The organism is Photobacterium toruni (assembly GCF_024529955.1).
In the GTDB taxonomy this organism is placed as follows: Bacteria; Pseudomonadota; Gammaproteobacteria; order Enterobacterales; family Vibrionaceae; genus Photobacterium; species Photobacterium toruni.
Map to the genome: position 1 here is coordinate 943,290 of NZ_AP024854.1, position 15,204 is coordinate 958,493.

At 39.5% G+C, this 15,204-nt stretch carries 13 protein-coding genes; 4 read left to right on the forward strand and 9 right to left on the reverse strand.

What is annotated here, in order from left to right:
* Positions 1-2: 2 nt before the first annotated feature.
* Positions 3-1,118, reverse strand: a complete 1,116-nt coding sequence (gene mnmA, locus OC457_RS04705; RefSeq protein ID WP_080173520.1) for a tRNA 2-thiouridine(34) synthase MnmA — start codon at positions 1,116-1,118, stop codon at positions 3-5.
* Positions 1,119-1,480: 362 nt separating this feature from the next.
* Positions 1,481-2,131 (reverse strand): pseudouridine synthase, encoded by a 651-nt coding sequence (locus OC457_RS04710; RefSeq protein WP_080173522.1) that lies wholly within the window; start codon positions 2,129-2,131, stop codon positions 1,481-1,483.
* A gap of 143 nt (positions 2,132-2,274) precedes the next feature.
* Here OC457_RS04710 and icd point away from each other — a divergent pair, with 143 nt between their 5' ends.
* Positions 2,275-3,528: an NADP-dependent isocitrate dehydrogenase gene (gene icd / locus OC457_RS04715; RefSeq protein WP_080173523.1), complete on the forward strand. Its 1,254-nt coding sequence runs from the start codon at positions 2,275-2,277 to the stop codon at positions 3,526-3,528.
* Between the two features lie 650 nt (positions 3,529-4,178).
* On the opposite strand, the gene cspD is transcribed toward icd, so the two are convergent.
* Complete coding sequence (gene cspD / locus OC457_RS04720) at positions 4,179-4,400, reverse strand: cold shock domain-containing protein CspD (RefSeq protein WP_080173525.1); 222 nt, start codon at positions 4,398-4,400, stop codon at positions 4,179-4,181.
* Between the two features lie 221 nt (positions 4,401-4,621).
* On the opposite strand from cspD, the gene clpS reads away from it, so the two are divergent.
* Together clpS and clpA are read left to right on the forward strand one after the other, a co-directional pair.
* On the forward strand, positions 4,622-4,942 hold the full coding sequence (clpS, locus tag OC457_RS04725; protein WP_080157900.1) for an ATP-dependent Clp protease adapter ClpS: 321 nt from the start codon (positions 4,622-4,624) through the stop codon (positions 4,940-4,942).
* 47 nt (positions 4,943-4,989) lie between these two features.
* The gene (clpA, locus tag OC457_RS04730; RefSeq protein WP_080173528.1) at positions 4,990-7,260 is read left to right on the forward strand and encodes an ATP-dependent Clp protease ATP-binding subunit ClpA; all 2,271 of its coding nucleotides are present in this window, start codon (positions 4,990-4,992) and stop codon (positions 7,258-7,260) included.
* Positions 7,261-7,420: 160 nt separating this feature from the next.
* Here the strand turns inward: clpA and infA are convergent, their stop codons facing one another.
* From infA to trxB, 6 genes are all read right to left on the reverse strand, one after another.
* Complete coding sequence (gene infA / locus OC457_RS04735; protein ID WP_005368778.1) at positions 7,421-7,639, reverse strand: translation initiation factor IF-1; 219 nt, start codon at positions 7,637-7,639, stop codon at positions 7,421-7,423.
* 217 nt (positions 7,640-7,856) lie between these two features.
* Positions 7,857-8,549, reverse strand: a complete 693-nt coding sequence (locus OC457_RS04740) for an arginyltransferase (RefSeq protein ID WP_080173529.1) — start codon at positions 8,547-8,549, stop codon at positions 7,857-7,859.
* A gap of 11 nt (positions 8,550-8,560) precedes the next feature.
* Entirely contained in the window at positions 8,561-9,265 is a 705-nt protein-coding gene (aat, locus tag OC457_RS04745) for a leucyl/phenylalanyl-tRNA--protein transferase (RefSeq protein WP_080173530.1), read from the reverse strand.
* A 128-nt stretch (positions 9,266-9,393) separates the two neighbouring features.
* Positions 9,394-11,118 (reverse strand): heme ABC transporter ATP-binding protein/permease CydC, encoded by a 1,725-nt coding sequence (cydC, locus tag OC457_RS04750; RefSeq protein WP_080173532.1) that lies wholly within the window; start codon positions 11,116-11,118, stop codon positions 9,394-9,396.
* Positions 11,111-12,883, reverse strand: a complete 1,773-nt coding sequence (gene cydD / locus OC457_RS04755; RefSeq protein ID WP_080173534.1) for a heme ABC transporter permease/ATP-binding protein CydD — start codon at positions 12,881-12,883, stop codon at positions 11,111-11,113. The genes cydC and cydD overlap by 8 nt, the downstream gene beginning before the upstream one ends.
* Positions 12,884-12,995: 112 nt before the next feature.
* Positions 12,996-13,958, reverse strand: coding sequence for a thioredoxin-disulfide reductase (trxB, locus tag OC457_RS04760; RefSeq protein WP_080173535.1), 963 nt, complete (start codon positions 13,956-13,958; stop codon positions 12,996-12,998).
* A gap of 645 nt (positions 13,959-14,603) precedes the next feature.
* On the opposite strand from trxB, the gene lrp reads away from it, so the two are divergent.
* Positions 14,604-15,098, forward strand: coding sequence for a leucine-responsive transcriptional regulator Lrp (gene lrp, locus OC457_RS04765; protein ID WP_005368765.1), 495 nt, complete (start codon positions 14,604-14,606; stop codon positions 15,096-15,098).
* The last annotated feature ends 106 nt before the right edge of the window (positions 15,099-15,204 follow it).

Here is a 15,204-nt window from a genome sequence, read left to right on the forward strand (position 1 = left end):
CTTTAAATTCGCTCTTCAATAATGCCGCCACCAAGACAAATTTCACCGTTATAAAACACAGCGGATTGTCCCGGCGTTACTGCAATTTGAGGCTCATCAAAAATTACTTTAATGGTTTCATCATCCATTGGGATAACAGTACAAGCAAGATCTTGCTGACGGTAACGTGTTTTTACCGTACATGCCATGGTCTCGCGAATAGGTTGACGATCAACCCAATGTAGCTGAGAGGCAATTAATCCGTTTGATTTTAAACGAGGATGATCTTTACCTTGACCAACAATAAGCACATTACGCTCTAGATCTTTATCAACAACATACCATGCATCTTCAAGGCCATTGCCGCCTTTTTGACCGCCAATATGTAAGCCTTTACGTTGACCTAATGTGTGGTACATCAATCCTTGGTGTTCACCGATAACACTGCCATCATCAGCTACTTCAATTTTACCCGGTTGAGCTGGTAAGTATTTACCTAAGAACTCAGTAAATTTACGCTCACCGATAAAACAGATGCCTGTTGAATCTTTTTTCTTGGCGGTGATCAAACCTTGCTCTTCAGCAATACGACGTACTTCAGGTTTTTCAAGTTCACCTACAGGGAATAAACTGCGTGCGATTTGCTCATAACCCAAAGTGTATAGGAAGTAGCTTTGATCTTTGTTGTTATCGACACCGCGCAACATTTGAGGTTTTTCACCTTCAACTGTTGGGAAACTACGACGGGTATAGTGACCCATTGCAATATAGTCGGCTGCCAGCACTTCATCAGCAAATTCGAGGAAGGCTTTAAATTTGATTTCTTTGTTGCACAGAATATCTGGGTTTGGCGTACGACCCGCTTTGTATTCAGCAAGGAAGTATTCAAACACGTTATCCCAGTATTCAGCTGCAAAGTTAATGGTATGCAGCGTAATACCAAGTTTGTCACATACCGCTTGTGCATCAGCGAGATCTTCTGCAGCAGAGCAGTATTCGTCGTTATCGTCTTCTTCCCAGTTTTTCATAAACAAGCCTTCAACTTGATAACCTTGTTGAAGGAGCAGGTAAGCGGATACCGATGAATCTACGCCGCCGGACATGCCGACAATGACTTTCTTTTGGCTGTTATCAGACATATTTCTCTACTGTCGCTAATTTAGTGTTAAGAGCGTAATTCTAACAGAAACCCTGCGCCTGAAACAGATCGAGAATAAAATCACACTTTAATAAATAGTTATTAATGCGAACAACAGTATTTATAAAAACAGCCATGAGAGAAAAAGTCTTTATAAAACAGATGTATAAATAATAATAAGCCCCTATTTATTATCATAGCTGTCTATCTTACGCCAAATAGCAAACGTTTGCTATTTGGCGTAATCATAGAGGATGTCATTAAAAATGTGTAGTTTTTTGTTGAAGGAAATAGTTTTATGCGATTAATAGGAATAATGCGCTCTGATGTTAAACATAGAGCGCGATTAGTCTAACAGCTATATTAAGCTTGCATCGGATTTGGAAGGGTAATTTCTTTCCATTCACCTGGGGCTAAATCGGCCACAGTCCATTGTGCCATTTGATAGCGAATTAACCGTAAGGTTGGAAAGCCAATATGTGCCGTCATACGACGAACTTGACGGTTACGACCTTCACGTAAAGTAATGGCTAGCCATGTGGTTGGAATATTTTTACGTTCACGAATCGGTGGCGTGCGATCCCAGATCTGTGGTGATTCGATTACTTCCACGCCAGCAGGTAATGTTGGACCATCTTTTAATGTCACGCCATTACGCAATTGTTGTAAATCTTCAGCGGTAGGTGCACCTTCCACTTGTACCCAATAAACTTTTGCTTGTTTTGACTGAGGTTGTGTCAGCCGAGCTTGCAAAATACCATCATTGGTTAATACCAGTAATCCTTCACTATCTTTATCTAATCTTCCGGCAGGATAAACATCTTTTACCGGAATGAAATCAGCTAAAGTACTGTCACCTGGTTCACCCGAAAATTGAGTCAAAGTGTTAAATGGTTTGTTAAATAAAATCACTTTTTGTGGTCCACGAGGACGCTTCGGTTTATTTATTTTTCTTGACGCTCTACGCTCATTATTGGCACGAAGAGGTTGACGATTTGTGGTGTTTGGCTTCATAAATACGCGTTGTTGTGAGAGTTGAGGATTTGGACACACTTATTATACGTGAAAAATTACACAATTGACGTATTGATAAAATTTAAAGTATGATTTGCTCGCTTCTTACAAAATGATAACAAATGGATGCCAGGAGATTTAAAATGGATAGTAAAGTAATTATACCAACAGCGGGTCAGAAAATCACAATAGACGCTGAAGGCAAATTGATTGTTCCTAATACCCCGATTATTCCGTACATCGAAGGTGACGGTATCGGGATCGATGTAAGTCCAGCAATGATTAAAGTTGTGGATGCTGCTGTAAAGAAAGCGTACGCCGGAGACCGTAAAATTGAGTGGATGGAAATCTACACGGGTGAAAAATCAACCCAAGTTTACGGCGATGACGCATGGCTTCCACAAGAAACTCTTGATTTTATTAGCGAATATAAAGTTGCTATTAAAGGTCCACTAACAACCCCTGTTGGTGGCGGTATTCGTTCCCTTAACGTAGCATTGCGTCAAGAGCTTGATTTATATATTTGTGTACGTCCAGTACGTTATTTTGATGGTGTACCAAGTCCGGTTAAACGTCCTGAACTAACTGACATGGTTATTTACCGTGAAAATTCAGAAGACATTTATGCAGGTGTTGAATACCAAGCCGGCACACCTGAAGCTGATAAAGTAATTCAGTTTTTACAACAAGAAATGGGTGTGACTAAAATTCGTTTCCCTCAACAGTGTGGTATTGGTATTAAACCCGTATCAGAAGCGGGTACTAAACGTTTAATACGTGCAGCTATTCAATATACCATTGATAATGATCGTGATTCGTTAACTTTAGTCCATAAAGGTAACATCATGAAATTTACCGAAGGTGCATTTAAAGATTGGGGTTACGATGTTGCGCTTCAAGAATTTGGTGCTGAATTACTTGATGGCGGTCCTTGGATGACGTTAAAGAATCCAAACACAAGCAAAGAAATTGTGATTAAAGATTGTATTGCAGATGCGTTTTTACAGCAGATTTTACTGCGCCCTGAAGAATACGATGTTATTGCAACCATGAACTTAAATGGCGATTACATTTCGGATGCTTTAGCAGCTCAAGTCGGCGGTATCGGTATTGCTCCTGGTGCTAACATTGGTGATGGTGTCGCTTTATTTGAAGCAACGCATGGTACTGCACCTAAATATGCGGGCCAAGATAAAGTTAATCCAGGCTCATTGATTCTTTCCGCTGAAATGATGCTGCGTCATATGGGTTGGATAGAAGCGGCTGACTTGATTATTAGCTCAATGGAAGCAGCAATCAGTAATAAGACAGTAACGTATGATTTTGAACGTCTAATGGACGGAGCTAATCTGCGTAAATGTTCTGAATTTGCTGATGATATGATTGAACAAATGTAATTATTAGTGTCATTTACAAATGACAAAGGGCTCAGCATTTGCTGGGCCTTTTTTATGATACGAATAGGATATTGAGCTGTCGATTGGTAATACTAATCACAATAATTTTTTGAGTTCTTTCGTCATTCTTTACCGTGAATGTTCGCGAGGGCAGCAGGGAGTCTAATGCTTTTGAAAATGGCCATTTAATTAATGGGATTAGTATAAGAATGCTATATATACAGAGTATTCATGCTGGTAATGTAACCAAGAATACGATTCTCTCGTGCGCTAACTCTCAAATAGAGAAAGAGATAAGACCGCAGATATAGGCAGGTAATCAAAATTGGCATAGGATGGAAATACCACTTAATCAATGTGATTTTTTTGTTAAAATAATCGAATGGTAAATGGCGTTTTGATGCCATTTATAAGACGTCATAAATAATGTATTTTTATGCAAAATTTATTCGTTTTTCAATTTGTGTCAAACGAATGATTGATAAGGTTATTAAGATAAACTTATAGAGAGCGTTTTAATAACAATAGATGATTGTCGAAGTCGATGTGTAATTAGTATATTGTATCTATCATTGGAAATTTGGTTTCAAGTTAATAAATAAAAGGTGGAATAAGCCCACCTTTTAATGTGCAATCAATCTTGGATCCGCTTATTTGGCTTCATCGCCATGAGCAGGGATAATAGCACTTGCATGGTAACCTTTAGGACCAGTTTGAACCTCGTAGTTCACTTGTTGACCTGCCTTAAGTGTTCGATAACCATCCATCTGAATTGTTGAATAGTGAGCGAAAATATCGTCATCACCTTCTTCAGAGCAGATGAAGCCAAATCCTTTGGCATTATTGAACCATTTCACTGTACCTGTTGCCATGCTTATACATCCTTTTTGCATTCAAGTTCCATTTGACATTAGTTATACATTTAGTAATGTCTTATTGCATACTAATGCGATTTTGATGCAGATAATATCTACTATAATTTACAATGTAGTAAAATAAACTAGTCAGTCAAGTATTGTTTGTAACATTTTGATAAAATCTTTTATTAACTTGGCTATAGCCAGCTCACGAATTAATGAACTAAGATAAAACTATGAGTAAGTTATACGAATGGATGAATCCTGAATCTGATGTGTTAGATAAAGAAGAAATCCAAGTTAAGCCGCCATCGATGTATAAAGTAGTACTAAATAATGATGATTATACGCCGATGGATTTTGTAATTGATGTGTTGCAAACGTTTTTTTCCATGGATCTGGAGAAAGCATCTCAGTTAATGCTCGCGGTACATTATGAAGGTAAAGCCATTTGTGGCACCTTCACCGCAGAAGTAGCAGAAACAAAAGTTGCACAAGTAATGATGTACGCACGGGAAAATGAACACCCGTTGTTGTGTACGATGGAAAAAGCATAATCTTTTTCCGGCACGCCATATTGAGTGGTTTTTAGGGGAGGTGCCTTATGCTAAATAAAGAACTTGAAGCAAGCCTGAATGGTGCATTTGCACGAGCAAGGGAAAAGCGTCATGAGTTTATGACGGTAGAACATTTATTAATGGCACTATTAGATAATGTCGCCACACAAGAGGCATTATTAGCGTGTCGTGCAGATCTTGATCTGCTGCGTAAAGAGCTAGATTCTTTTATTGAACAAACAACACCCTTAATTCCAGTGGATGACGAGAGTCGTGAAACCCAACCAACATTGAGTTTTCAACGGGTGTTACAGCGTGCAGTATTCCATGTTCAGTCTTCTGGTCGCAGTGAAGTGACTGGTGCTAACGTCTTGGTTGCGATTTTTAGCGAACAAGAATCACATGCCGCATATTTGCTAAAGAAAAGTGATATTAGCCGTCTTGATGTCGTGAATTTTATTTCTCATGGTACTGTTAAAGGCAGTGATAATGATGATGTAAATTCATCTGAGATTGGTAATTCTGAGGAACAACGCATAGAGCAAGGCGGTTCTGAAGATAAGCTTGAGAACTTTGCCACTAACCTTAACCAATTAGCAAAATCGGGCGGTATTGATCCTCTGATTGGTCGAGATAAAGAGCTTGAGCGTACAGTACAAGTACTTTGTCGTCGTCGAAAAAATAATCCGCTATTAGTGGGCGAAGCTGGTGTGGGTAAAACGGCAATTGCGGAAGGTCTGGCATGGCGTATCGTTGAAGGCCAAGTGCCTGAAATTATTCAAGACTGTGTGATTTATTCACTTGATATTGGTTCGTTATTAGCGGGTACTAAGTATCGTGGTGATTTTGAAAAGCGTTTTAAAGGTATTTTAAAGCAGCTTGAGAAAGAAGAGCACGCGATTTTATTTATTGATGAAATCCATACCATTATCGGTGCAGGTGCAGCATCTGGTGGTCAAGTTGATGCTGCGAATTTACTTAAACCATTATTAAGTAGCGGTAAATTACGTTGCATGGGATCAACAACGTATCAAGAATATAGCAATATTTTTGAAAAAGAACGTGCACTGTCGCGTCGTTTCCAAAAAATTGATGTGGTTGAACCATCACTGGATGACACTACTAAGATTTTGATGGGTTTAAAATCAAAATATGAAGCTCACCATGAAGTTCGTTTTACCAATAAAGCGATTCGTGCAGCGGTTGAGTTATCAGCTAAATATATTAATGAACGTCACTTACCCGATAAAGCGATTGATGTTATTGATGAAGCGGGCGCACGTTGTCGTTTAGCGCCGGCAAGTCGCCGTAAGAAAACGGTTAACGTCGGTGATATTGAAGCCATGATTGCAAAAATGGCTCGTATTCCAGAGAAATCAATTTCAAGTAGTGATCGTGATGTACTACAGACACTTGATAGCCGCTTGAAAATGTTGGTATTTGGTCAAGATGGTGCCATTGATGTATTAACTGAAGCGATCAAATTAAGTCGTGCAGGGTTAAGTGCTGATAATAAGCCAGTTGGTTCATTCTTATTTGCAGGCCCAACGGGTGTTGGTAAGACTGAAGTAACAGTACAGCTAGCACGTACGATGGGCATTGAGCTGTTGCGTTTTGATATGTCTGAGTACATGGAACGTCATACAGTTAGCCGCTTAATCGGTGCGCCTCCTGGCTATGTTGGCTATGATCAAGGTGGTTTATTAACTGACGCGGTAATTAAGAATCCGCACTCAGTGGTATTGCTTGATGAAATTGAGAAAGCGCACCCTGATGTATTTAATTTATTATTACAAATAATGGATAACGGTACCCTTACAGATAATAACGGCCGTAAAGCGGATTTCCGTAATGTTATTTTTGTAATGACAACCAATGCTGGTGTGACGGAAACAGTACGTAAATCAATTGGTCTTATTCAGCAGGATCATAGCCATGATGCAATGACCGAGATCAAACGCGTATTTACACCAGAATTCCGTAACCGTCTTGATAATATTATTTGGTTTAATCATCTAGAAAAAGACATTATTGGCCAAGTGGTTGATAAGTTTATTGTAGAATTACAAGCACAACTTGATGTACGCGGTGTATCAATGGAAGTGTCTGAGCGTGCACGTGAGTGGATGTCAGAGAAAGGCTATGATAAAGCGATGGGTGCACGTCCAATGGCACGTGTTATTCAAGAGAAGCTTAAAAAGCCACTTGCCAATGAATTGTTGTTTGGTTCATTAGTTAGTGGTGGTTCAGTTCGTGTTGATTACATCGATGGCGAACTGGATTTCCAATTCAGCAGTGAAATGGAAGCAGCTCACTAACTGAATATTGTTAGCGTATCTTTTATAAACAAAAACGCCGTAGATAGTAACAACTATCTGCGGCGTTTTTATGTTATGACTCTTGTTATCATCATTCGCTAAAATAAAACCCAGCAAATAGGCTGGGTTTTATTTGCAGCACTAATCTTTTAGAGAAAGATTAACGTGCGCGGAAGACGATACGGCCTTTAGTTAGGTCGTAAGGAGTCAGTTCCACAGTTACTTTGTCACCAGTAAGGATACGGATGTAGTTCTTACGCATTTTACCAGAGATGTGAGCAGTAACAACGTGACCGTTTTCTAGCTCAACGCGGAACATTGTATTTGGTAGTGTATCTAGTACAGTACCAGCCATTTCAATTACGTCTTCTTTTGCCATTGAATCCTCTTAGGCTACCAGCCATTCATCTTGATCGGGCTGGATAATGCCTTGAAACTGTTTGAGTGTAAAGTTTAGGACGTAATTTTACCCTCGCCAGCTGTTTTTGTCAGCTTTTGTTCGCGATTAATCCATTTTTTCTCAGTGAATTAACAAAAGCAGATGTAAAACTATCGTTGTTGCGGTTATTTTAACCACTTTGTTTTTTTTCTAATAACTAAGAAATCCATTCACCATTGATTAATTTCTGATGGGGCATGAAGCGAATTTTATAATTCATCTCGCGGCATTGATCTATTTGATAGCCAGGATAAAGCCATTGACGCTGTGTTTGGTGACAAACTTCTATTTGCAATAGCACACATAATGTTCCTAATGAGAGCTTATGTTCAGGCTCAAAAAAACTATAAACCGCACTGAGTGAATCACTAAAAACATCTGTGACTGCGATAGCAATTAATTGATGATCTTGATAAAGATGCAAGAAAGCCGTATTCATCCATGGCGCACTAATAAAATCAAAAAATTGTTGTTTATTAGGGGGGAACATTGAGCCACTGGCATGGCGAACAGTAATATAACGCTCATAGAGATCGAACCAATTTGGATCTAATTGTTGTTTAAATTCCCAATGTAATTTTTTTAATTGATTTTGTTGGCGTTTTTGACTTTTAGATGGCGTGAATTCAGAGCAATTGATACGTAATGGCGTACATGCGTTACAGTGTTTACACATTGGTTTATAGATTACATTACCGCTACGGCGATAACCTGAGCTAATTAATAGATCATAGCCATTTGGGTTTAACCACGGTTGATCCATCACAATACCCAGTTGATCTCGTTGTTGCGGTAAGTAATTACAATCACTTTCAGGTGTTAGACCCAGTTGTAAGGATAATTCTTTCATTATGAATTCGTCTATAACACTAAAGTTTGAGGATAATAGCATTCAGCCGGTAATGTGCTGTTTCGTTGCTGATGCAATTGCGTTAAAAAAGTCGAACGCTCTAATTCACTCGCCCCTAAAGAGGCTAGGTGTGGATTCATCATTTGGCAATCAATCAGAGTGCCACCGTGGTTTGAAAAATGGTGGCAGAAATACCATAACGCAATTTTTGAAGCATTATCAGCAAGTGAGAACATCGATTCACCACAGAAAATACTTCCCACAGCAACCCCATAAAAGCCACCGACTAATTGTTGATTTTGCCATACCTCCACTGAGTGGCAATCACCGACATCATGCAATTTTTGATAGGCATTAATCATAGCGTCGGTGATCCATGTTTGTTCAGGGCCACGAGACGCTGCACATTGACGGATCACGGCATGGCAAGCATGATTTAAGGTGATGGTATAAGGCGCTTTTCGCATAAATTTACGTAAGCTTTTACTCGGTGTAAATTGCTGTGGAATAAAAATCCCTCGTGGAGTGGGGCTCCACCATAAAATAGGATCACCTTGTGAATACCAAGGAAATATTCCATGACGGTAAGCTTGACGTAGACGTTGTGGGCTAAGATCACCCCCAAAAGCCAATAGCCCATTAGGATCAGCAAGGGCAGTATTTGGATGTGGAAATTGTAATGATGAAGGATCAATTTCTGGTATATAAATCGTCATTTATTATCAACAACATGTAAGTCAAAAGTTACTAATGGCAATATAACATTTAACGATGGATAAAAAAAACGCCAATAATCACGATTAATTATTGGCGTTCTATTGGTATTATCTAATTTAATAGATGCCTAAATTCGGCGACATAATTCAGCATAACGACCATTTTGTGCCAGCAATTGTTGATGCTGACCGCGTTCAATGATCTCACCTTCATCCATTAAGCAGATTTGATCCATGCTATCGAGTCCGACTAAACGGTGAGTAATAAATACCACTGTTTTATCTTTAGCAAATTCAAGCAACAAGCTTAATATTTGCTGTTCAGTTCGACGATCAAGACCTTCTGTTGGTTCATCTAATAATAGAATCGGTGCATCATGAAGTAACGCGCGTGCAATACCGATTCGACGACGTTCACCACCTGAAATATGACGACCACCATCACCAAGCCAAGTATCTAAGCCATTATCATCAAGTAAACTATTTAGACCGACTTTATTTAGTACATCAACAAATTGTTGATCACTTGCATCAGGTTTTGCCAAGACTAAGTTTTCACGTAGTGAACCATTAAAGAGATCTACGCGTTGGCTAACAACCGTTATTGCGTTACGTAGCGCAGGTTCGCTCCATGTTGGTAGTGGTACATCATTGATAGAAATTGATCCTTGCTGTGGATCCCAGCTACGAGTAAGCAATTGCAACAAGGTTGATTTACCACAACCTGTACGACCAAGTAAGGCGAGTTTTTGACCTTGTTTGATATCCAGCGATAAATGCTTAACAACCGGTTTATCGCTACCATAATAGGTGTAACTAATATCAGTAAAGTTAATATTACCCTTCGCAATGGCGTTATAACCTTTTGGGTCAAAAACAGTATCAGGCGTCGCTTCAATAATTTCATTCAGGCGCTTAGCGGATGATAAGGTTTGACCTAAGTATTGAAATGCACCCGCAACAGGCATCATCATTTCAAAACTTGCCATGGTAGTAAAAGCGACCATAGCAACGAAAGGGTTCGGTGCATGACCTGCAATACCATTAGCGGCAATCCACAGAATAAGCACCAGTGTCCAGCCGGTTGCTGCCATTAACAGACCGTTAGCAAGACCTGTTAATCCCGCCATTTTTCGCTGAGCATCAAGCAGTTTATCTTGTTCTGCTTCTGCTTGCTGACGGTAGCGTTCTTCTGCATTAAACAATAATAATTCAGCGTGACCTTGAATCCAATCTAATAGCGTGATGCGATAATTGGCTTTTGCATACGTTAATGTTTCACCGTTACGTTTACCTAAACGATAAAAAACAAGCGGCAAAATAATCATTAATGCCAATAAGATACCACCAAGGGTAAAACCAATAGTGGGATCAAACCAAGCGAGAAAGCCGGTAACAAGTACAATGCCTAACACACCAATAATCAGTGGGCTAACTAAACGCAAATAGACATGATCCATTGCATCAACGTCAGCCACTAAGCGGTTGAGTAAGTCAGCATCACGTAAATTAGCATGACGACCAGGGATCAGTGGCGTGAGTTTACGGAAAAAGAATAATCGCAAATCAGCCAATAGCTTAAACGTTGCATTATGGCTTACAACCCGCTCTCCCCAACGTCCCGCTGTACGGGCCATAGAAAAGCCACGTACACCAGCTCCCGGCACCATGTAATTGAAGGTTTGACTACCAATCAGTGTCAGGCCTGCCACCGCAGATGCTGCAATAAACCAACCAGATAGCGTTAATAGGCTGATGGCTGATAATAGTGTCAATAACCCTAAAATCATGCCTAAGGTTAAACCAAACCAGTGTTTACGGTAGAGTTTAAGGTAAGGGATTAAATCACGCATCGAGATCCCTCTTATCAGTAGATGTGAGCATGTCAGCTAATAAACCTTGATGACGAATACTATCAAAGGCACCGTTTTGAACTAATTTACCGTTATCCATAACCAGAATACGATCCATTACATGAAGTTGATCTAAACGGTGACTCACCATTAATGTCGTACGGTTGGTAACCGCTAATGCCAAACTTTCTAGCACTAAGCGTTCACTGTTAGCATCTAGACTTGCTGTCGGTTCATCAAGCAGCCAAAAAGCGCCGTTTTGCAACATTGCTCGCGCTACAGCAATACGCTGTGCTTGACCAACAGATAAACCACCAGAACGATCGCCTACATGATGTTGATAGCCTTTTTCAAGCCGTTGAATAAATTCATCAGCATAGGCTTGGCGAGCAACTTGATCGACATCATCATTACTGGCACTTGGATTGCCTAGGGTAATATTATCGCGTATAGAACCATGGACTAATAATGGGTTTTGACCGACCCAACTGATAGCCTGACGCCATTGATCATGCTTAAGTTGATTCAGCTCCACATCGTTGATTTTAATACTGCCACGGTAAGGTAAAAAACCAAGTAGTGCATTGAGTAAACTGGTTTTACCGGCACCACTTGGACCAATTAACGCCACATGTTCTTCAGTATTAATGCTAAAGCTTAGTGGACCTGCCAGTATTTGACCCTCAGGGCTTAATACCTCAAGATCCGTTACAGTGATGTGAATTGCATCAGGATGCGGTAATGGCGTATCACCGTTACTCATTTCATCTGCTTCAATGTTTAAAAACTCAACAATCGATTCAGCAGCACCAATGGCTTGTGCTTTAGCATGGTAGAAAGTACCAAGATCACGCAGCGGTTGATAAAATTCAGGCGCAAGCACTAATACAAATAAGCCCGTAAAGAGTGAAACAGGTACACCGTAGTTACCGAAGTTAAGCTCACCAATGAAAGCAAAACCAAAATAGACAGCAACAATCGCAACAGAAATGGCTGAGAAAAACTCTAATACTGCGGATGATAAAAAGGCTAACCGTAGTACTTCCATGGTGCGTTTACGCAATACATGTGAAGCAGCATCGAGATTTTCAGCTTCAGCATCAACGCGATTGAATAACCGTAGGGTTGATAAACCTTGTAAACGGTCATAGAAGTGACCTGATAAACGTTGTAACGCTTTAAAGTTACGACGGTTAGCATCTGCTGCACCTAACCCCACTAATGCCATAAAGAACGGCACTAACGGCGCAGTAATAAGGAAGATTAAGCCCGCCGCCCAGTTAAGTGGGAATACGACCACTAAAATAACCACCGGAATTAATACTGCCAGTGACATTTGTGGTAGATAGCGAGCAAAGAAATCCTGCATTTCTTCTACTTGTTCAAGCACTAAACTTGCCCAGACGCCTGCAGGTTTACCTTTTATATAAGCAGGACCAAGGTTTTGTAAGCGGTTGAGAATAAGTTGGCGAATGTGAAGTCGAATTTGTTCACCGCAACGATAGCCGCAAACTTCTCGTCCCCAGCTACATAAAGCACGTAAACCAACGATAACAATAAGACCAATAAACTGATTAACAAGCTGGTATTTATCGGTGTGCTCCATGATCAGTTGATGCAAAATATTGGCTAATAAAGCCGCTTGCCCGATAAGCAATAATCCCGAAATAAACCCTAAGCCAATGCTGAACATCATCCAACGTTTGGCAAGTTTACTTTGGGATTTTAACCATTTGGTCAAATCGCGTTGTAATTGTTTATCCATATAAATAAGATTTCATTACGGTATTTGTGGTGAGTCACTCTTACAGCAGCATAGGTTGAAATTAATGTTGCTGTAAGGAGAAAAGCGACTGTGTAAACAGAGGCTTGATATTTTATTTTTGGTCAGCTAATGCGTCTAAATAACGTTCAGCATCTAATGCTGCCATACAGCCCGTTCCTGCTGAGGTAATCGCCTGACGATAGCTATGATCCATGACATCACCCGCAGCAAAAATACCCTCAACACTGGTTTGAGTTGCATTACCGTGAATACCAGACTGGACTTTAATATAGCCATTTTCCATATCAAGTTGACCATTGAAAATAGCAGTATTTGGCTGGTGGCCAATTGCAATAAACACCCCCATTACTTCAAGTTCTTCTGTCGCACCTGATTGAGTATCTTTAAGACGTAAACCTGTTACCCCCATGTCATCACCTAAGACTTCATCAAGGGTGCGGTCTGTATGCAAAATGATATTACCATTCGCGACTTTATCCATCAGACGATTGATCAGAATTTTCTCAGAACGGAAGCTATCACGGCGGTGAACAAGGTGTACTTCCGCAGCGATGTTTGACAGATATAACGCTTCTTCAACAGCGGTGTTGCCACCACCGATAACGGCAACTTTTTGATTACGGTAGAAGAAACCATCACAAGTCGCACAAGCTGATACGCCACGGCCTTTAAATGCTTCTTCAGAGTCTAAACCAATGTATTTTGCAGAAGCACCGGTTGAGATAATCAGCGCATTACAGCTGTATTCACTGTTTTCGCCTTTTAAACGAAAAGGGCGCTGACTAAAATCTGTTTCACTAATAAAATCAGTGATAATTTCAGTATTAAATTTTTCTGCATGCGCTTTCATGCGATCCATGAGTGCTGGACCTGTTAGCTCATCGGCATCACCAGGCCAATTTTCAATGTCAGTCGTCGTGGTTAGTTGACCACCTTGCTGCATGCCAGTAATCATAACGGGTGATAGATTTGCACGGGCTGCGTAAACCGCAGCAGTATAACCTGCAGGTCCCGAACCAAGGATGAGTAGTTCACAATGTTTTACGTTACTCATTTTTTCTCCAGGCTGAATAATATTATTATTATGGAAGACTGATTGTAGGTAAATTGCAGTCGTAAAGGAAGAGGATGTAAGACAATCTATTGTTTGTTAATGGTATTGAATTAGGTTAAAAAATGTTTAATTCCATATTAATAGCGTAAAACAATAGAAGTAATATTACTCGTAAAAATACCGTAGCAATGAACTTTTTTGAAGTCCTAAAAGTGAAAAGTCAGATCGTGATTTTTTGATCTAGCACAAGGTTCAGCAAGAAAAATAATTAATAACGGTTATTTTTATTTTTCAAATAGTAATGATATCGCTATCACGACGATTATTTAATAGACAATAAAAATACAGATTTGTTACGTTATGTTAATGTGGTTGTATTGATGTGATTAATTTGCTTTGATAACCTGCTTTGTTTTGGTACAAATGGTTAAATATTTGTTTTTGATGCGCTACTTTTAGTGTAATCCTTGGATATTAAGGATAACTAACGCTATAAGAATGAAATACTATTTAACAAAATCGTCATTAAAAAGCATGATCGTCTGATATTTATCACAGATTGCGTGACTATTAGAGTATTTGATTCTAAAAATAGACAATATGTAGTATATTTTTTTGCAAGGAAGTGAGAAGGTGGAATAAAAAATGGTAGATACCAAAAAGAAACCATCCAAGGAATTGGATCGCATAGACCGTAATATTTTGAATGAACTACAAAAAGATGGTCGAATTTCAAATGTCGAGCTTTCTAAGCGTGTTGGTTTATCACCAACGCCATGTTTAGAGCGTGTGCGTCGGTTAGAACGTCAAGGCTATATCAGCGGTTATACTGCATTATTAAACCCACAGTTTCTTGATGCTTCATTATTAGTGTTTGTTGAAATTACACTAAATCGTGGTGCACCAGATGTTTTTGAGCAGTTTAATAAGTCGGTACAAGAACTAGAGGATATTCAAGAATGTCATTTAGTGTCTGGTGATTTTGACTATTTGTTGAAAACACGTGTATCAGACATGTCTGCTTACCGTAAATTGCTTGGTGAAACCTTGCTACGTCTTCCTGGCGTTAACGATACTCGCACTTATGTGGTTATGGAAGAAGTTAAGCAAAGCAATAACTTGGTTATTAAGACACGATAAATATTGGTGTCTATATTGATCCAAAACTGACAAATATTACACCCTGAATGACCTTATTGTTATTCAGGGTGTATTTGTTTATGCGCTATAAAAATAATAATTGATG

Excerpts from the sequence above, each read along its gene's own strand:
- mnmA (WP_080173520.1), bottom strand. The coding sequence starts at position 1,118 with ATGTCTGATAACAGCCAAAAGAAAGTCATTGTCGGCATGTCCGGCGGC.
- OC457_RS04710 (WP_080173522.1), bottom strand. The coding sequence starts at position 2,131 with ATGAAGCCAAACACCACAAATCGTCAACCTCTTCGTGCCAATAATGAG.
- icd (WP_080173523.1), top strand. The coding sequence starts at position 2,275 with ATGGATAGTAAAGTAATTATACCAACAGCGGGTCAGAAAATCACAATA.
- cspD (WP_080173525.1), bottom strand. The coding sequence starts at position 4,400 with ATGGCAACAGGTACAGTGAAATGGTTCAATAATGCCAAAGGATTTGGC.
- clpS (WP_080157900.1), top strand. The coding sequence starts at position 4,622 with ATGAGTAAGTTATACGAATGGATGAATCCTGAATCTGATGTGTTAGAT.
- clpA (WP_080173528.1), top strand. The coding sequence starts at position 4,990 with ATGCTAAATAAAGAACTTGAAGCAAGCCTGAATGGTGCATTTGCACGA.
- infA (WP_005368778.1), bottom strand. The coding sequence starts at position 7,639 with ATGGCAAAAGAAGACGTAATTGAAATGGCTGGTACTGTACTAGATACA.
- OC457_RS04740 (WP_080173529.1), bottom strand. The coding sequence starts at position 8,549 with ATGAAAGAATTATCCTTACAACTGGGTCTAACACCTGAAAGTGATTGT.
- aat (WP_080173530.1), bottom strand. The coding sequence starts at position 9,265 with ATGACGATTTATATACCAGAAATTGATCCTTCATCATTACAATTTCCA.
- cydC (WP_080173532.1), bottom strand. The coding sequence starts at position 11,118 with ATGCGTGATTTAATCCCTTACCTTAAACTCTACCGTAAACACTGGTTT.
- cydD (WP_080173534.1), bottom strand. The coding sequence starts at position 12,883 with ATGGATAAACAATTACAACGCGATTTGACCAAATGGTTAAAATCCCAA.
- trxB (WP_080173535.1), bottom strand. The coding sequence starts at position 13,958 with ATGAGTAACGTAAAACATTGTGAACTACTCATCCTTGGTTCGGGACCT.
- lrp (WP_005368765.1), top strand. The coding sequence starts at position 14,604 with ATGGTAGATACCAAAAAGAAACCATCCAAGGAATTGGATCGCATAGAC.